This window comes from Candidatus Chloroploca mongolica, from assembly GCF_004762035.2.
Lineage (GTDB): Bacteria > Chloroflexota > Chloroflexia > Chloroflexales > Chloroflexaceae > Chloroploca > Chloroploca mongolica.
On sequence record NZ_SIJK02000008.1, the window covers coordinates 71,232 to 87,763 of the forward strand.

The 16,532-nt window shown below is 58.1% G+C and carries 18 protein-coding genes; 5 read left to right on the plus strand and 13 right to left on the minus strand.

Going from position 1 to position 16,532, the window contains the following annotated elements:
* The 5 genes from EYB53_RS06500 to EYB53_RS06520 all read right to left on the minus strand — a co-directional run bounded on the left by EYB53_RS06500 (window position 1) and on the right by EYB53_RS06520 (window position 5,895).
* Window positions 1-1,992 (minus strand): glycosyltransferase family 87 protein, encoded by a 1,992-nt coding sequence (locus EYB53_RS06500; RefSeq protein WP_167857289.1) that lies wholly within the window; start codon window positions 1,990-1,992, stop codon window positions 1-3.
* Between the two features lie 43 nt (window positions 1,993-2,035).
* The gene (locus EYB53_RS06505) at window positions 2,036-3,820 is read right to left on the minus strand and encodes a LasA N-terminal domain-containing protein (RefSeq protein WP_254150937.1); all 1,785 of its coding nucleotides are present in this window, start codon (window positions 3,818-3,820) and stop codon (window positions 2,036-2,038) included.
* Between the two features lie 119 nt (window positions 3,821-3,939).
* The gene (locus tag EYB53_RS06510) at window positions 3,940-4,227 is read right to left on the minus strand and encodes a PspC domain-containing protein (protein WP_097651327.1); all 288 of its coding nucleotides are present in this window, start codon (window positions 4,225-4,227) and stop codon (window positions 3,940-3,942) included.
* 112 nt (window positions 4,228-4,339) lie between these two features.
* Window positions 4,340-5,182, minus strand: a complete 843-nt coding sequence (locus tag EYB53_RS06515; RefSeq protein WP_254150938.1) for a histone deacetylase family protein — start codon at window positions 5,180-5,182, stop codon at window positions 4,340-4,342.
* Window positions 5,183-5,250: 68 nt separating this feature from the next.
* The gene (locus EYB53_RS06520) at window positions 5,251-5,895 is read right to left on the minus strand and encodes an FHA domain-containing protein (RefSeq protein WP_135477400.1); all 645 of its coding nucleotides are present in this window, start codon (window positions 5,893-5,895) and stop codon (window positions 5,251-5,253) included.
* Window positions 5,896-6,236: 341 nt separating this feature from the next.
* On the opposite strand from EYB53_RS06520, the gene EYB53_RS06525 reads away from it, so the two are divergent.
* Complete coding sequence (locus EYB53_RS06525; protein WP_135477401.1) at window positions 6,237-7,688, plus strand: M43 family zinc metalloprotease; 1,452 nt, start codon at window positions 6,237-6,239, stop codon at window positions 7,686-7,688.
* 161 nt (window positions 7,689-7,849) lie between these two features.
* Here EYB53_RS06525 and EYB53_RS06530 read toward each other — a convergent pair whose 3' ends face one another.
* The 6 genes from EYB53_RS06530 to EYB53_RS06555 form a co-directional block, all read right to left on the minus strand.
* Window positions 7,850-8,461, minus strand: a complete 612-nt coding sequence (locus EYB53_RS06530) for a Uma2 family endonuclease (protein ID WP_135477402.1) — start codon at window positions 8,459-8,461, stop codon at window positions 7,850-7,852.
* A 639-nt stretch (window positions 8,462-9,100) separates the two neighbouring features.
* Complete coding sequence (gene vapB, locus EYB53_RS06535) at window positions 9,101-9,334, minus strand: type II toxin-antitoxin system antitoxin VapB (protein WP_135477403.1); 234 nt, start codon at window positions 9,332-9,334, stop codon at window positions 9,101-9,103.
* 191 nt (window positions 9,335-9,525) lie between these two features.
* Entirely contained in the window at window positions 9,526-9,756 is a 231-nt protein-coding gene (locus tag EYB53_RS06540; RefSeq protein ID WP_135477404.1) for a hypothetical protein, read from the minus strand.
* Entirely contained in the window at window positions 9,753-9,983 is a 231-nt protein-coding gene (locus EYB53_RS06545; RefSeq protein WP_135477405.1) for a DUF433 domain-containing protein, read from the minus strand. Before EYB53_RS06545 ends, EYB53_RS06540 begins: the two co-directional genes overlap by 4 nt.
* A gap of 325 nt (window positions 9,984-10,308) precedes the next feature.
* On the minus strand, window positions 10,309-10,656 hold the full coding sequence (locus EYB53_RS06550) for a DUF5615 family PIN-like protein (RefSeq protein ID WP_135477406.1): 348 nt from the start codon (window positions 10,654-10,656) through the stop codon (window positions 10,309-10,311).
* 5 nt (window positions 10,657-10,661) lie between these two features.
* The gene (locus EYB53_RS06555; RefSeq protein ID WP_135477407.1) at window positions 10,662-10,970 is read right to left on the minus strand and encodes a DUF433 domain-containing protein; all 309 of its coding nucleotides are present in this window, start codon (window positions 10,968-10,970) and stop codon (window positions 10,662-10,664) included.
* 758 nt (window positions 10,971-11,728) lie between these two features.
* Between EYB53_RS06555 and EYB53_RS06560 the strand changes: the two genes are divergently transcribed.
* Both EYB53_RS06560 and EYB53_RS06565 read left to right on the plus strand, forming a co-directional pair.
* Window positions 11,729-12,244 carry a helix-turn-helix domain-containing protein gene (locus EYB53_RS06560; protein ID WP_135477408.1) on the plus strand — a complete coding sequence of 172 codons (516 nt, stop codon included), beginning with the start codon at window positions 11,729-11,731 and terminating at the stop codon, window positions 12,242-12,244.
* The gene (locus tag EYB53_RS06565) at window positions 12,175-12,831 is read left to right on the plus strand and encodes a transposase (RefSeq protein WP_167857290.1); all 657 of its coding nucleotides are present in this window, start codon (window positions 12,175-12,177) and stop codon (window positions 12,829-12,831) included. Before EYB53_RS06560 ends, EYB53_RS06565 begins: the two co-directional genes overlap by 70 nt.
* A gap of 222 nt (window positions 12,832-13,053) precedes the next feature.
* Here the strand turns inward: EYB53_RS06565 and EYB53_RS06570 are convergent, their stop codons facing one another.
* Complete coding sequence (locus EYB53_RS06570) at window positions 13,054-13,458, minus strand: type II toxin-antitoxin system VapC family toxin (protein ID WP_135477410.1); 405 nt, start codon at window positions 13,456-13,458, stop codon at window positions 13,054-13,056.
* Window positions 13,455-13,769 carry a hypothetical protein gene (locus EYB53_RS06575; protein ID WP_097650953.1) on the minus strand — a complete coding sequence of 105 codons (315 nt, stop codon included), beginning with the start codon at window positions 13,767-13,769 and terminating at the stop codon, window positions 13,455-13,457. The genes EYB53_RS06570 and EYB53_RS06575 overlap by 4 nt, the downstream gene beginning before the upstream one ends.
* 537 nt (window positions 13,770-14,306) lie before the next feature.
* Here EYB53_RS06575 and EYB53_RS06580 point away from each other — a divergent pair.
* Together EYB53_RS06580 and EYB53_RS06585 are read left to right on the plus strand one after the other, a co-directional pair.
* A complete protein-coding gene (locus EYB53_RS06580; RefSeq protein ID WP_135477411.1) occupies window positions 14,307-14,489 on the plus strand; it encodes a tyrosine-type recombinase/integrase in 183 nt (60 codons plus the stop codon).
* Between the two features lie 198 nt (window positions 14,490-14,687).
* Entirely contained in the window at window positions 14,688-16,103 is a 1,416-nt protein-coding gene (locus EYB53_RS06585) for a hypothetical protein (protein WP_135477412.1), read from the plus strand.
* Window positions 16,104-16,532: the final 429 nt, after the last annotated feature.

Below are 16,532 nucleotides of genomic sequence, written 5' to 3' on the forward strand. Positions count from 1 at the left end.
CTATCTCCCATGCGTATGGAACTGTGCCCCCACATCTGAAGATGCAAGCTCTGCCATTGTCTCGACAACAGCCCAGAGCAACAACAGATAGGCCACGAGCACAATCCATGGTGGCAAGCCAAGCAGCACGTCGAGTGGGCGTAGTAACTGGAGCAAGCCCACCGAACCGAGGGCGAGCCAGCCCGCCCGTGAGGTGCCGTTCAGGATGACCAGCGCGGTCGGCACCGCGAGAAAAATCAGATGATGATACCAGACAAGCCCGGGAGCGATAGTCATCACCAGTACCCCCAGAGCAAGCAGCAAGGTTGGTTCAGCACGGCGACGCATCACGATGAAAACGAGCCAGGCCCCAATCAAGGCTATCGCCACGATCCGGCCAACCCAGCCAGCCCCGGGGAAGACCCGATCCGCAAAGGCCCCCAGCGCATAGTTGTACGGATTAGCATCGGCACCACCCAGCAACATTGGCGCAATGGTCGCAAAATCAACCCAGAGGTGCGCCGGAAACCAGATGAGCGCAAGCAGGCCCAGCCCCACGGCACCCACAGCAACGCGCACCAGACGCCCGACGTCACCGCGTACCAAGGGCACCGCCAGGAGCAACGCGGGCGACAGCTTCAGCACAATCGCCAGTGCCAGACCCAGGTCGCCGACCCATGCCCACTGCGGATAGCGATAACCAAGCAGAAAGAGCGCAATGCCAAGCAACACAACCGCATTGACCTGCCCGACGCTCAGCGTCTCCCAGAGTGAACCAGAGACCGCCCAGAGCGCAACAAAGCTCGCCCCGATCCACGCCGCCCGCTCTGGTTGGCCAAAGGTCCGCCAGAGCGCCAGCAGCGCGGCTAGGGCTGCCACCAGGCTCAATGTTCGCCAGAGCAGATCGTAGGTTGGGGGTGGCAAGAGCGCAAAGGGGAGAAAGACCGGCAGCGAGGCCGGCGGATAGATATATGAGACACCGATAACGAACGGTTCGTAGGGATTGCCGCCCGCAAGGGCATCACGGGTTGCCGACAGGTAGATGCCCAGGTCTGACGTGAACTCTGGATTCACAGTCGTGACGGTCCAGATCACGATGGGCAGCATCACCAGCACGATGAGTACACCGGCAACGATGGGAAAGACCCGCTGTGCAGCCGCGTCCCCGCTGAACGTCGGTCGCTTGACCTTCTCACTAAAGCGGTAGCCTGGCTCACCAGCGTGCCATGAGCGTGCCGGCTGGCGTATCGTGCTCGTGCGCGGCTTGCGCTGCCCCAGCAGGCGCTCGTCGGCAAACAGCATTTGCCCAAGGAGCCCAGTCAGGCTCAAGAGCGCAACACCCATCACGGTGACGGTGGCTACTGGTGCGAGGGGCGTGATCAGCCACCCGCCACTGGCGTGCCACAAGAGCAGTGCGCATGTGCCGAGTGTTGCCGCGAGCGCAGCAGGAAGCGAGTTGACCAACATCCGCCCAGCGAAAAAAAGGCCCAGCGTTGACGCAAGGGCCGCTAGCCAGATCACCAGAACAGGCGACGTCCCCCCATCAAGACGCACATCCGCGAACACAAGGCCAAGCTCACGCGGATCGCTAGCCGGTGAAAAAGGCGGTGTGCTCAGCCCCAATGCGATCGGTTCACGGGGCTCGGGGCCTAGCAAGAGATGGTACGTGCGCAACGCGGGGCCAACCGTAAATGCGGTAACCGGCGTCGTCGCAAGTTGTACGGGCACAAAGCGCTCGGGGAACCCAGACGAAAGCTGCATCCGAAGATGCACCTGCCCCCCAGGATTGGGGAGGATCAGGTTTAGGGTGCTCTTTGTCCAGCGAAAACGTTCTTCGCGATCGGTAAACTGCTCAACGCTATGCAGACCCATCGTCTCAGGCAAAGCCTCGCTAGGGACATGAAGCGCACGTGGCTCGCGATACACCAAACCACACCAGAGCGTTGTCAAGACAAGGGCAACGAACAGCGCAACACCCGTCGTGCGCCAGGAAGTGAATGATTCGGCTTGCATCTCCCCATTATACCAAATCAGACGCCGGGCCTTTTGGCGCTGCTTAAGGTTGCACCGGCACAAACGCCACCGCATCAGCCCACATCCCGCGGCGACTATCGCCCGCCAGGTTGCTCGAACTCACCAGTGCTGTTGCCGGGTCAAATTCGTAGATCCCCAGATCGGCCCACCAGTTGCGTTCAACCTCAGCATCAATGACGGCCACGCTCTCGCCGTCACGGTGGCGGATCAAATAACGGGCCTCACGGGTCTCATCAAGGCCATTCAGCGCATACGGGATGTACGCCATCACATGGTATCGCCCCGCCGCAGGTAGTTCTGGTTCCCAGATCACCACCTCGGCCTGGCGAAGACTCGCCGGTTGCCAGGGCCTGGTACTGCTTCCGGCGAAATTTGTTGCGATGAATGACGATCCACCTTCATAGCCGATTTCATGGCTCTGCCAATCTGCGGTGGTTGCAAAGCCAGGGCTTGCATTGTGGACAATGACAACGCCTGGGGGCGGGGCTTCACATGGCGAGGGCATATCGGCCCAGAGCCAGACACTCGTCTGACCTGCAGGACTCGTTACCCAGGGACTTTCACCACTCCCGCACCAGCCATAGGGGTCAACGTCACGCCCGAGGTACTGCACTTGTAGGTGGAGATGCGCCCCAATTGAACAACCGGTATCGCCCGCAATCCCAAGCACCTCGCCCTGCGTGACCACTTGCCCCGCGGTGACGTTGAGGCTGTCCAGGTGCCAGTAGAGCGTCCGATAGCCATTGCCGTGGTCAAGAATGACCGCTCGGGCTGCGGTTGCACAACCATCATCAGAGTTACCGGCAAAGGTGACCAGGCCATCCGCAGCGGCAAGGATGCGATCAGGCGGGGCCATCGCATAATCCCATCCCGTATGCCCGTCGTAGGCAAAGGCGCGATCGGTCTCTTCACGCCCCCAGAAGGTGTGAAGGGAACCATTGGTACGCAGGAAAGGAGCGTCGTGATCGAAAAACGAGGTTACGCGGAAATTGCGTTCCATCGGACGATTCAGGAAGGGCTCGGCCAAGGGCGGCCAATCGCTCGGTGGTTCACGCGGGTCACTAAAGAGTCGCGTATAGCTGGCGATGAATTGATCAATGCGAATGCTAAGCATGTCTGGGGTTGTCGTTGGTGCCAGCATTCGGGCAAGCACATACCGATTGAATGCAATCTCGCCACTGACTTCCTGCCGGCTTCCATCGGCAAAGACCAGTGGAGGTGGCGGATTGTCGCCGCGCAGCGCATATTCGCGTACAGCGGCCCGCACCTCGCGAGCTGCACGGCGCAGTTGCCCATACACCCCCTGGTTTGCACCACGGTAGCCCATTGCGGCGGCGAATTGATCAGGCCCAGCCGATGGGTTGCGCACTAACCCGCTCTGCATATCCATTAGCGCAAGCAGCAGCTGTGGATTGATGCTATAGAGCGTCGTGAGGCTATAGAGCACATCAGTGAAGGAGTGAGAGCGATTGCCGATCTGAAAACGCATGTCGCGCACCGGGCTGCCATACGTTTCCAGCAAAGCCTGGATCTCGGCCCCGTTGAAATTGTGGGCATAGCTGAGCCGCCGCGGATCAAAGAGCGGATCGCGAGGTTCGGGTGTTGCGGTAGGGAGAGCGGTTGGCTCAGGCGCACTGGTCGCAACCGACTGCTCAGGCCTGGTGGAAGTTGGGGTTGCCACAACGGTAGATGTGGGTGGCACCTCAACCACCGGGGTGGCGGCAGGCGGCGGGGGTGCCGCACAGGCAACCACAAGGATCAGCGTCATCACGAGCGCAGGTATGGCGCGAAATGGCAACTTCATCATGCCATCAGCATAGCTGAAACACGGCTGTTGGTCAAATGTTCAGGGTTGTCGCCATCCAATCCGCATGTGTCATTACGAAAACGACCAGCTTCGCTGGTCGTTTTCGTCAAATGAAATTCCTAACGCTGAAATGCGCTGCGGATCTGGTTGACCAGGTTCTCGACAAAGATCCGCATTTCATCGGCAGCCTCTTGCACCGTCGTCCGGCCTTCCGTCAGGCTATCTTCGTTGGGCACAATTAGCCAGAGCACAAGATAGAGGACGCCACCGATACCATTGATAAACGCCAGGACAAGGAAGGCCAGCCGGACAAACATCGGGTCGATATTGAAAAAAGCTCCCAGGCCGCCGGCAACGCCCGCCACCACACGCTCATTGCGGCTTCGCGTAATGCGTCGAATATCCATTGCGTTCACTCCTTCTGTAACGTACCGGCAACCCTGCGGCTACCGTTGCTCTCGTTTCTCTCTGCCTGTACGACGCCAGATAGATCGGGATTGTTGCGGAGGTGACACACTCCTATTTCGTTGCCCACTGGGTCGCTTCGCTGATCGTCTGGAAGTGGATCGCGACGGTATCGCCGATCATCCGGGCATAGCCGCCGGCCATGGCGACGGCAACCGGGAGGCCAGCGGCGTGACAGTAGTGAAAGACGATGCGGTCGCGTTCGGCCAGGCCATGTTTCGTCAGGGCGAGGCGACCCAGACGATCATCAAAGTAGGGGTCGGCCCCGGCCAGGTAGAGCACGAGCTCGGGGCGGGCTGCGGCAAGGGTGTGACGCACACCCTCTTCAAGCGCATCGAGGTAGGCATCGTCGCTGGTACCGTCAGGCAAGGCAATATCGAGGTTGCTGGTCGTTTTGTGAAAGGGGAAGTTGGTTGCGCTATGGATCGAGAAGGTAAAGACACGTGCATCGTCGGCAAAAATCGCCGCTGTGCCGTCGCCCTGATGCACATCGCAGTCGATCACGGCCACCCGCTGAACCCGCTGCTCGGCTTGCATCACCCGTGCAGCGACAGCGCTATCGTTAAAGACGCAGTAGCCGGCCCCGTGGTCGGCAAAGGCGTGATGTGTACCACCAGCCAGATTCACCGCCACCCCGTCACGCAAGGCAGCGCGACACGCTTCAATGGTGGCCCCCACCGAGCGCCGCGAACGTTCGACCATCTGCGGCGACCACGGAAAGCCAATCCGCCGAATCTCCTGGTGACTCAATGTTCCTGCAATGACGCGGCCAAGGTAAGCCGGGCTATGCACCAGCATCAGTTCGGCATCACTAGCCGCCTCGGGAACCCTCAGCGCTTCAGGCGCAACCAGGCCTGCCGCGACGACCTGTTCACGCAAGAGCGCATACTTTGCCATCGGAAACCGATGGCCTACGGGGAGTGGCAGGACAAATGTATCTGAGTAAAAGATCTGCAAGGGAGGCGTCAGGATTTCTCAGGCAAATAGACGGTCAAGATATAGCCCATCCCGCGGCGGGTTTGCAATAGTTCATCGGCTTGCCCGACGCGGCGCAAGGCGGCACGCAGGTTACTTACCGCCCGGTCGAGCGCTTCGGCATCGAGCCCGGGGTCATAGTCGCGCCCCCAGATAGCCTCGGCACACGCCTCACGGCTCACCAGTTCACCCTGGCTCCGATAGAGGCGGCTCAAGAGTCGCTGCTGATTGGGGGTCAATTCGAGCAGCGCATTGCCCAGGTAAAAGGCCTGCGTGCGCTCGTCGAGGCGCAAACGGGTATGCGGTACTACGGTAGGATCAGGGTCAAGGAAACGGAGCAAATCGCCCCCCAGCCCAGGGGCAATCGTATCGTGATTGCTCAAGATATGCGGGCCGTTGATTAATTGCCCATTAACAAAGGTGCCGTTGGCACTCCCCGCGTCGTGCAATAGATACCGCGGCCCTTCGCGCACAATGCGGGCGTGCAACCGCGAGACCGTCTGCCGATTGATCACCACATCGCACAGCATCGAGCGCCCGATCGTGTGCTCATCACCACCAAGGAGCAGTTCGGTCGGCGTCACATCATCACTGAGCGCAATCAGGCGCGCAAGAATGGCATGCTCGTTTTGCATAGGTCTATTGTACCGCGAGTCGTGCTTTTGTGGGTATGTCGTTGAGCGGCGGACACCCCAGGCCCTTCCTTTTCAAAGAAGGCCGATGTTTTGACGCAAAGGCGCAAAGGCGCAAAGGCGCAAAGTTTTTCGCGTAGGTGCGCTAACCCTTAGTGACTTGGTGTCTTTGCGTCAAAAAAACCGCCTTCTCTGCAAGGTATTGGTACTAGTCCCATATAGGACTGACAGTCACTATACGCCCTTATGCTGGTGTTCTATACTCAAGAGTAGACATTGTTATGTGACAATGTCTCCTTCATGCCCCCCCGCGTTCTTGCACGAGAAGAAGGCCGGAAAATCCTATGAAACCCCACCTGCCGCATCGTTTCGTCACCTCTGTGGTCGCGCTGGTCGTTATGCTCGGTGTGACGGTTGCGCTGGCGCTCCCTGCTTCCCCTCCTTCCTATGCGCAGGCAGACCTCTCTGCCACGAGGTCGTTGCCCCCTCCTCGCTCGCATAGCTATGTTGCGCTGATCAGCGATGGCGAGGTAAGCGTTGATCACCAGATCTTCCCCGATTTTGCGTCTTATTTCACGTCGCCTTTTTTTCGCCTGACCGGCAAACGCTGTGGAACACAGATTCCTCACGATCTCGCGAGTCTTCAGGCTGATCCGAGCGATTGTTCGCTTACCCGCACAGGCATTCAGCAAGAATACTGGCCCAACGAGATTGTCTATGTTATTCCGACCGTCTTTCACATTATTTATGCCAGTGATGGAACCGGCAATATTTCAGATCAACGCATTCAGGATCAGGTGCGCGTGCTCAACGAAGATTATCAGGCGCTGCCTGGTACGGCAGGTGCGCAGGGTGCCAATACGCGGATTCATTTTCAACTGGCTGGCATCACGCGTACAATGAATGATGCGTGGTTCCAGGATGAAGATGAATTGGCGTATAAGCAGGCTTTGGGTTGGGATCAGAGTCGGTATCTCAATGTGTATGTCAACACCGCCAGCGGCTACCTCGGCTACTCCTACCTCCCTCAGCAGCAGGTTCCCAAGGTCTATGATGGGGTGGTGATGCTCTATCAGGTGGTCGGCGGGCGTGCTCTTCCCGACGCCGCGCCGTATGATCAGGGCCGCACCATGGTTCACGAAGTTGGTCATTACCTTGGTTTGCTGCATACGTTCGAGGGAGGGGACTGTTTTGACGGCTACGAGGCGGGTGATTTGCTCGCCGATACGCCCAGCGAAAATGAAGAACACTATGGCTGTACGCCATCAATGACTTGCGGCACGCCCGACGATATTCACAATTTTATGAACTATACCGACGATACGTGTATGTGGCGTTTTACGCTCGAGCAGGCGAATCGCGCGGTATGCAGCCTCGTCAACTATCGCTCGACGCTCTACAACATCGGGGCCGTTGCGGTCAATCAAACGCCCCCACCTGATCGAGTTCAGGCAGGGCAGCCTTTGACCTATACGCTGACCGTGCAAAATACCGGCCAGGTTGCTCTGGAAGCTCAGATTACCAACATCCTGCCCTCGGCGACGCTGACCTATACGCTTGCTGGCGAGTCCCGCCCCATTGTGGATGGCAAACTCGCCTGGACAACGACGATCACGGCCCCCGGCGGAATCTGGTCCGAGACGCTTGTGGTGACCTTGCCCCTCACGTACACCGGCACGGCCACCAATGTGCTCGAAGTGACGTCGCTACAAGGCGTGACTGGGGCCTTCACCAGTGTGGTTACGGTGGGTGATGCGGTGCGGTATCAGACGTTTCTGCCTCTTGTCATGCGGTGATACTTTGACGCAAAGGCGCGAAGGGTTACGCTCACCTACGCAAAAACCTTTGCGCCTTTGCGCCTTTGCGTCAAAATAGCCGCCTTCTTTGCAAGGTATTGCCTTTAAGGCAGAGTGCCGCCCAGCGTCACGCCTCAACTGCGCCGCTGGCAGGTTCGATTTTACTCCACACGAGGATCAAGGGGGAGGTCGTTCGCATCTTCTTCAAGTTCTACTTTTTCATAAGTATCTTCAAGTGAAAGTGTACATGCGATTGACTCAAGGGTGATATGCGCTGTCATATCACTTGCTTCTTCCAAGAGCCACTGTCCGTTTTCCTGGCGTGTATAGTGTTCAAGGTACTGACGATCCTGTGCAATTAAGATATAATCTCGCAATGTTTCAATCGCTCGATAGTGGCGAAACTTTACGCCACGATCATATCGCTCTGTAGAAGGGGACAATACTTCGACAATAACCGTGGGGTTTATTAGTGTGTCACGTTTTTCGTCAACGAATTCAGGCTGTCCGCACACAACCACAACATCAGGATACGTGTTTAAGCCTGTCCGCAGGACTTTTACCCGCATATCACTTGGATAGACGCGACATGGCTTACGCCGAAGTTGTCCATGCAAGGATGCAAGAACATTGCTTGCAATGAGGTTATGCGGTTCTTTGGCCCCCGTCATCGCATATATCTGTCCGTCATAATATTCACTTTTCGTGATACTACGCCGTTCTTGTTCAAGATATGCTTCTTCGGTAATATATGGTTGCGGTTGTGCGGTCATATACGGTACTCCTGCATATGAGCCTCTATGGTTACAGTATATCTGTATAATAGCAGATATGTTCGGCATATACAAGGAATACCATTGCCGTCAGTCGCATCCGTCGACACACAGTGCTTGCCGGTCAAGAGCATGTAGGGCTGCGGGCGGCCCAACGCTGGGCCTCAAGCGCGCCGCTGCGGGTGCGCTAGATGGCGACGACGGTCGGCACGCGCCGGCGTTGAAGAAAACGCCAGGTTTGGGGCCGCGCAGCGGCGTCGGCTACGGCGCGTGTTGGACGAGTGGAAAAGGCTTTACGGTATGAGCGCAAAAAGGCTACGTGTGTGGGATTACATCCGTCTTGGTGTCTATGGTTTTGTCCAATCCTCAAGCGTGAGTTGCGGAATGCGCGAAAACTCTTTCGTGTTATTTGTTACGAAAATGAAGCTGTGCGCAATAGCTTGTGCCGCAAGAAGCATGTCGAGCGACCCGATAGGTGTTCCTTGCGATTCTAACATCACCCGAAGCGGGCCGTATGCCTGTGCTGCGCTGTCATCGAATTCCAGAAAGATGAAGTGGTCGTTGCCGAATGAGGGCCACACAGATATTTGTGTCAAGCAGATAGCGCATGTGCTGTTCGCCTCTCTCGTCGTGCAACGGCTAGTCAAACAGCGTATCCCGTTCTTCCACGGGAGGTTGCACACGTTCCACCATAAAATCATCGGAGAAGAGCGCTAAACTTTCGATCATCGATTGCCATGAATCATGCTCAGGAATGAGCAAAATCGCATTTCCCATCCGCTTAATATACACTTTTGAGCCGCGAAACCGATACTCTTTGGGAAGTCTGACGGCTTGGCTTTTTCCATTTTGAAAGAGCTTCGCACTATCCATACTGTCCTCCCTTTGTGACGAAAGCTTCCGCGGTGGTGGCAGCATGCTCATCGGTGGTTCAGGCACGTCGGTGCGCCATACCATCTTCGCGCAGAGCTTCCCGGAAGCTGTTGCGCGGGACGCACCAAGGGCGCGCCGGCTGCGCAACTTTGAAACAGAGGCAGCGCTGATGGCCCGCCCAACGCTCACGCTCAGCTGCGCCGCTGGCGAGTGTGTAGATCGAGGCGAGAATTGACAGGTTGTTGATAGCGGAGGTTTTGATCGGTCGTGATCAGGAGATCGATACCAGCCATTTCTGCTTCTGCAAGCAGTTGTCCATTTTTCAGATTCGCCCATCCTTGCTCGTACGCCGTCGTGATCGTATGATCGGGAAGATGCCGGCGGAGCGGAACCGGGGTGTCTTGATCAAAAAGGATCTTCATACGGCTGCCGGTGCACTCAAAACCGCAACTTCATAATTGAGCACGGCTTCGACATCGTGTCGTTGGACGCCCGGAAACCACTCCAAGAATTGATCAATCGTCGCACCATCACGCAGATTTTCAAACAACGCGGCCACCGGAACGCGCGTCCCGCGAAAGACCCACGCGCCACTCACAATATCTGGGTGGGACTCCACCGCCGTGAGGTGCTTCCAATTTTTGTCCATGAAGATCCTCCCGTCCACCGCATCGTTCACGCGATCCCGCATCGTGCTCCGACTATTGTAGCATAGCGGTTCCGCTCGCTTCCGAAGAATCGAACGAATCTGCTCCAAAAAGGCCACTCCGATTAGGCCCAACGCCCGCCTTCACCGGCGCCGCTGGCAGACGTGGTGATCGCTGCCTGCTGTCGGCACATGACTGCCGTTCAAAGTCGCGCCCAAGTTAGGGCCGCACCAGCGGCGTCAGGTGCACAGCGTGGTGTTCGGCGGCAGCCGGCGTATTGTTTGCACCTGAAGGATGTATATGGCTTCTCAAAGAGGTATGCATAGATTACAGCGGAAGGTATATGACCCGATTCGCCACGTCGGCTTCGGTGCCCGCCAGCGCAATTACCTCTAAATCCTGCACACAGCGCCCAATCGAGACATCCTGCTGATGCGCGTAGATGACACCGCCGAAATTGATTCCCGTCGCCTGCCGCACGGTTGCCTCGGCGAGCAGATCATCATCTTGGCTAAAGAGGACTCGGCCTAATGCCGTTGCCCGGTCGAGGAGATCGCTATCAGCAATGTCGTGGGCGTGGTCTTCATACGCGGTGAGGACGTCGACATGGCGTAAGCGTAACCCCAGCGTAATCGCCCGCGGCACGTGATGATCCATGTACAGTTTGAGCGGCATGCCGCTTAGCCTTGCGCTTTGAGTCGGGCAACGAACGGTGCAGGGGGTGTGACGCGCCGCAACTCCTCAACCCGTGCCCGTCGTCGAGCGATATCCTGATCCAAGGCATCCTTATGATCCCAATAGTAGGCCAAGGCCGAGTGGATCTGTCCCAAGGTCAAGTACGGATGCTGGAAATGGAGTTCTTCAGGACTCCAACCGTAGGCCGTTGACTCCAGGACCAATTCGATCACCTTCATGGTGGTGCCGTCGATGTGGGGGACTCCGGCGTCGTCCAAGACGATATGCTCATACCGTGTTTCCACCAGTGCCATCAGCAACTCCTTTGCGCATCAGCGTATCACGTTGGCTCCCATTATAGCATTCCGTCGACCGCACAAGGAGGCGGAGGCCCCAAAGCGGAGGTGCCTAATATTACAACGTATGCATCGGAACGCACCGTAGAGGGCGCCGAGAACGCAGAGGAGGAGGTTGTGCGGCAACCATCTCTCTGGCCTCTGCGTCCTCTGCGGTAAAAAAGTCTCGTTGTAATACTAAGAAGGGAAGGAAGGTGAACGGTCAAGCAGTGAGATAGAGCGCATGTCAAGTGGCACGCGTGGATGAGATGCCGCCGAACGCCGGCGCTTAGCCGCGCCGCTGCGCGTTTGAAGAACGAGACGACGGTCGGCATAAGACCAGGCTGAAAACAAAGCCCAGGTTTGAGGCCGCGCCAGCGGCGTCGCGCTACAGCGCACTGTTGGGCCGGGGTTGATGGGCGACGGGCGCCTGCTTGATTGACATTATGAGGCGCATCTTTAGGGTTTGCTATCGGAAGCCACTGCTTAACTAATTGCTAACACGCATTGTGATGCCTATTACAGCAAGATTTGGGCTTCCTGAGCCTATGGTTGTTTGCGTTGTATCTCGGATGGTTATCGATATTATTTCTGAAACTTGATGATCTTCTGGGATATCAAACTGAAGCATGTCCACAACACCTGGGCCAAATCGGCTATTTCCTTGGTAAACCATCCTTGTACTCGTGCTAGAGAATGTTGGAATATCGCCACCTGCAAAATTATAGCAGTCCTAGATGGTTCGTAAACCAGGCGGCAGTTTTGTGGTATCATCTCCTGGAAGTACCGTGCCTACCCTGGGAGGATACCCGATGGAGACTGACCTGCACGCATTGCTCCAAACGACCACCGACGTACGCGAGTATCGACGCGCCATTGCGGTGCAGTTGGCGCTCCAGGGGACACCCTATGCGACCATCCGGGAGGTGCTTCCCGTTTCGAAAGCATTTATTAGCAAATGGAAGAAGATCTATCACGCGTTGGGAACCGACGGCTTGCGCATCGGCTACCGTGGCTCGGAAAGCTTTCTGACGGCGACGCAACGGACGGAGGTGCTGACCTGGATTGCCGCGCAGTCCCCCTGCGATATTGCACGGTTGCGTGCGCATCTGCAGGATCAGTATGGGGTCGTGTATCAATCGGATCAAAGCTATTATGCGCTCCTCCACGCCGCCGGCCTGAGTTGGAAGAAGGTGCAGGCGAGCAATCCCAAAAAAACGAAGCCCAGGTCGCTGCGAAACATGCCGAACTGACCGCGTATGTGACGGAGCATCAGGACGCGATCGAACGAAAGGAGCGAGTGCTGCTCTTTGTGGACGAATGCTTCCTCCATTGGGGGGACGTCTGTGGGTATAGCTGGGCCAAGCGCAACGAACGCGCGACGCGCGACGTCGTCAACACGCAGGCACGCCAACCTTTTTATGGAGCCCTTGACGCCCTGACCGGCGAGATGCACCTGATGTCGTATCCCGTGGCCCAGACGGACAATACCACCGATTTCCTGGTCGAATTGCGTCTGCGCTATCCGGACGCCAAACTCACGATCTGCTGGGATAATGCACGCTGGCATAAAGGGAAGGAAATGGAGCGCTTTCTGGCCGAGGTGAACGGTGCGTTGTCGCCCGAGGATTGGCCGATCACCTGTATCAATGTTGCCCCCCATGACCCGACCCAGAACCCCATCGAAGAAGTTTGGCGCCAAGGCAAAGCTGCCATCCAGAAGCTTCGCCTCGTCGCCACGAAGTTTCAGGAGGTTATCGACGCCTTTGAGCAGGGCTTGGAACGCCACATCTTTGACTTTCCCAACCGCCAGCGCTATGGCCGTTTACAAATGATCTAGGACTGCTATAGTAAAGACAAATTTTACGCTTACCGAACGAAGAAGCGCTGATGATAGCGTCCCAACGATCCGCATCAGGCGCCGGCGGCACATCACGCCGAGAGAACGGCACGACGGTTGGCACGAATCTGATTCCGAAAATCGCCCCGATTCCGCCGGTCGCCTGCATGCGGTGTTGGGCGGCAACCCTTCGATAACGGTCTGCTGTTCGTCGCAGCGTCGCTACTTCTTCTCGGTGATAATGCGTAAATCAGGTATGTGCTCAAAGTCGTCAGGATTATGTGTTATCAGCGCGATACCATACTGAAGTGCTGTCGCTGCTACCCACGCATCTTGCGGCGAAATCGGTAGGCCACGAGCTGAACGTTGCGCGCGAACGCTTGCCCACCAACGGCAGGTGTCGACATCAGGTGGCACAATCGTGTACGTATGGGTCACAGTAGCTTCTAACTGTTGCACGCGCGGCAAACCCCAATTGCGAACCACCGCCCATTGCAACAATTCAGCCATCGTCATCAGCGATATTGCGGCTTCTTGTCCAATCAAATGGGGCTCATACAACAATCCTCGTGTGTCCTGCTTGTACAGGTAGGACACGACATTGGTGTCAACAAGTACTGTGCTCATAGCAGTTCTTGGTCAGGCAAATCACGTGCTCGGTCAGTCGCTCGTTGTTGGGCGATATAGGTCGTAATGTCATCGGCTGTTTCATCCTCCGGCCAAAAGTCAGCGGCAAAATCAGCAAGATTTGTGACTGGCGGTGTTCGACGAACCGTTGCAGGAAGCGGAATAATCGGCGTCTGGGTAACGGAAAAAGAAACGGTACCAAGATACCGCTGCTGAAGCACGCGCGTGAGCGCTTGAATAACCTCAAACTGTTCTGTGGGCGACAACGCTTGAGCGGCAGCAACGACACTCTGAACTGTTGTTGTGTTCATCTCCTCCGCCTTTCCAGAGACTGATACCATGCGGTATTGTAGCCGGTGTCGGCGTTGGTAGCAAACTGCTTCGCGATGGTGAGGACGTTGCGATGTGAGGAAAGTTGCCGCCCAACATGAAGTCGACGGCGCTTTTGCCCCCTACACCCCTATTATCTTTGCTATGCGGCGATCATGCAATCTATCACCCGCCATCCCTGTGCTCCACGGCGCTTTTGCCGCCCACACCTGCCCGTACCTTTGCTACACGGTGATATTGCCACCTATACCTACCCTGCCCTCATGCTCCACGGCGCTTTTGCCATCTCTACCCCGATGATACGTGCTAGGCGACGATGCGGCCACCTCTGTTACTTCTGCTTACGCTGCCTGTGAGCGTCGCCCTGATGGTGCTGGCGTACCCTGCCGTATCCTGGACGCCATTCAAACGGTCGATGTCATGACAACTTCTTGCATACCGCAAGTTCCTGGGTCTGTCCGAGTCACCCCATCCCCCGAAACGGCTCGACCAGGTGCGGGCTGCATTGCGTCGCAATCATGATGCGCTGTGGGCTGAAGCGAGTGGCGTTGTCGGGAACCCACTACCTGATGGCGAGCCTGCTGTATGGTCATGGCCTGCGCTTGCTTGACTGCCTCCGCGTACGGGGCAACGATCTTGATTTTGATCAACGCCAGGCGATGGTATGGCAGGGCAAAGGGGCCAACGATTTGCGCTCCTAAGACAAGGTTTCAGAAGGGCCGGGCCAACATGACAGTTGCTTCAGGCCCACACATAAGGAAACTCCCTGGTAGTATGGTTGAAGTACCACCTAAAACCAGAACACCAGGGAGGACCCTATGGGTCAGACTCATCCTAGCACGCCCGAACAGCGGGCACAATGGGCGGCGATAATGCTGGCACACCAAGGCGAGTACGGGATGGTGACGCAGTTGAGCCGAGAGACGCAGGTTCCGCGACAAACCCTTTATGCCTGGCGCGACCAGGCGCGTCAGGCGCTGCAGGCGGCCTTTGACCCACCTGCACCGTCGGTGGCTTCCACCACGACCACCGAACGCCAGATCCTGACCCTCTGGATTCAGCACGCCTCGGCGCGCGGCATCCAAGCGGCTACCCGTGAACTGCTTCAGCAGGGACTCAGTCTCGCGACCATCACCGCCGTCCTGCACGCGGCTGGCGATCGCGCCATCACATGGATGCGCACCCATGTCCCGCCCGACATGCGGGCCCTGGCCCTGGATGAGATCGACGCCAACAACCGCTGCGGCGCCTACCTGAACGTGGTTGATGTCCAGAGTGGGGCGATTTGGGCCAGTGAAGGACCGCTGCCGGTGGATACCGAGAGTTGGGTGCTGGTCTTGTGGGAACTGGAGGCGCGGGGGCTGCGGTGGGATCGGGTCGTCATGGATGGGGGCGCTGCGTTGCAGGCCGCCTGTCAGGACGTCACCCCAACCGTGCCGATGCAAGGGGATACGTGGCACGAACTGCACGGCTGTGCCCAGGTGCAGCAGCGCCTGGAGCGCGTCGTGCAGCACCTGGAGGCGCGCACCCCGGCGGTGGCCCGCCAAGCCGCACGGATCAGCGCCGGCCAGTCCCCGCGGGGGCGGAACCCCAAGACCGACGTGGACGCCCATGCCCAGGAGGTCGCGCTGGCGCGTCAGACGGCGGCGAACACGGCCTACCTGACCGGAGAACTGCGGCGGTTGCTGGCCCCCGTGGTGGAGGGTCGGGACGGGTTGCTGACCGCAGCGCAGCGGCAGGAAGACCTCGCCACCGTCCTGTGCTTGCTGGACGAGGTCGGGCAGGCGGCACCCGCCGCGCAACAGCCGCACCTGCAGCGGCTGCACAACCACCTGACGGCCCGGCTGCCCGCGTTGCTGACCTTTGTCCCGCACCTGGATCAGGTGCAGCACGATCTGCAGGCGCTCCTGACGCCGAGCCAGCAAGCGCTGGTCGGCTGGGCGTGGTTGCGCCGCCACACGCTGGGGTGGCAACGGAGGGATATCCTTGCCGCCATCCCCGAGGGGTGGCGTGCCGCAGCCCGGATTCTGCTGGCGGCATGGGACGATGCCGTGTGGGTATCGAGCGCCGTCGAGCGCTGGCACAGCATCATGCGCCCGCATCTGGCGGTGCGGCGCACGTTGAACTCGCGCATGGTGGCGTTGTTGGCGGTTTGGCATAACCATCGTGTCTTCACCCGTGGCATCCACAAGGGGCTGAGTCCGCTCCATCTGAGTGGCATGACCGACGCGCCGACGGACTGGCTGGTAGCCTTGGGCTATCTGCCCGATGTGGCGGTCACGCCGCACGCTGCGCCGCTGGCGCAGGCGGCGTAACGCCAAACTGTAAAGTACCTACGAACCTTGTCTAAGCAACAAAACCTCATGCTCGGAGCGCAACAGCTCCACGGTCATGCCGAACGGAGCCGCAGGCGCAGGCAGGAATCTTCACCGATCGGCATGGAAGACCCCTCACGTTCGTTCGGGGTGACAAGGGCGGGCCTGGGCACCACCCTGGTTGCTCACGGCATCACTGGCCCGCCGGTTATTTGGCGCTCCTAAGCAACAAAACCTCATGCGCGGAGCGCCACGGCGCCACGGTCATGCCGAACGGAGCCGCAGGCGCAGGCAGGAATCTTCACGGATCGGCATGGAAGACCCCTCACGTTCGTTCGGGGTGACATGGGCGGGCCTGGGCAACACCCTGGTTTCTCACGGCATCACTGGCCCGCCGGTTATTTGGCGCTCCTAAGCAACAAAACCTCA

Bases quoted from the DNA above. Each gene is read 5' to 3' on its own strand.
- EYB53_RS06500 (WP_167857289.1), bottom strand. From the start codon at position 1,992: ATGCAAGCCGAATCATTCACTTCCTGGCGCACGACGGGTGTTGCGCTG.
- EYB53_RS06505 (WP_254150937.1), bottom strand. From the start codon at position 3,820: ATGATGAAGTTGCCATTTCGCGCCATACCTGCGCTCGTGATGACGCTG.
- EYB53_RS06510 (WP_097651327.1), bottom strand. From the start codon at position 4,227: ATGGATATTCGACGCATTACGCGAAGCCGCAATGAGCGTGTGGTGGCG.
- EYB53_RS06515 (WP_254150938.1), bottom strand. From the start codon at position 5,182: ATGGCAAAGTATGCGCTCTTGCGTGAACAGGTCGTCGCGGCAGGCCTG.
- EYB53_RS06520 (WP_135477400.1), bottom strand. From the start codon at position 5,895: ATGCAAAACGAGCATGCCATTCTTGCGCGCCTGATTGCGCTCAGTGAT.
- EYB53_RS06525 (WP_135477401.1), top strand. From the start codon at position 6,237: ATGAAACCCCACCTGCCGCATCGTTTCGTCACCTCTGTGGTCGCGCTG.
- EYB53_RS06530 (WP_135477402.1), bottom strand. From the start codon at position 8,461: ATGACCGCACAACCGCAACCATATATTACCGAAGAAGCATATCTTGAA.
- vapB (WP_135477403.1), bottom strand. From the start codon at position 9,334: ATGGATAGTGCGAAGCTCTTTCAAAATGGAAAAAGCCAAGCCGTCAGA.
- EYB53_RS06540 (WP_135477404.1), bottom strand. From the start codon at position 9,756: ATGAAGATCCTTTTTGATCAAGACACCCCGGTTCCGCTCCGCCGGCAT.
- EYB53_RS06545 (WP_135477405.1), bottom strand. From the start codon at position 9,983: ATGGACAAAAATTGGAAGCACCTCACGGCGGTGGAGTCCCACCCAGAT.
- EYB53_RS06550 (WP_135477406.1), bottom strand. From the start codon at position 10,656: ATGCCGCTCAAACTGTACATGGATCATCACGTGCCGCGGGCGATTACG.
- EYB53_RS06555 (WP_135477407.1), bottom strand. From the start codon at position 10,970: ATGGCACTGGTGGAAACACGGTATGAGCATATCGTCTTGGACGACGCC.
- EYB53_RS06560 (WP_135477408.1), top strand. From the start codon at position 11,729: ATGGTTCGTAAACCAGGCGGCAGTTTTGTGGTATCATCTCCTGGAAGT.
- EYB53_RS06570 (WP_135477410.1), bottom strand. From the start codon at position 13,458: ATGAGCACAGTACTTGTTGACACCAATGTCGTGTCCTACCTGTACAAG.
- EYB53_RS06575 (WP_097650953.1), bottom strand. From the start codon at position 13,769: ATGAACACAACAACAGTTCAGAGTGTCGTTGCTGCCGCTCAAGCGTTG.
- EYB53_RS06580 (WP_135477411.1), top strand. From the start codon at position 14,307: ATGATGCGCTGTGGGCTGAAGCGAGTGGCGTTGTCGGGAACCCACTAC.
- EYB53_RS06585 (WP_135477412.1), top strand. From the start codon at position 14,688: ATGGTGACGCAGTTGAGCCGAGAGACGCAGGTTCCGCGACAAACCCTT.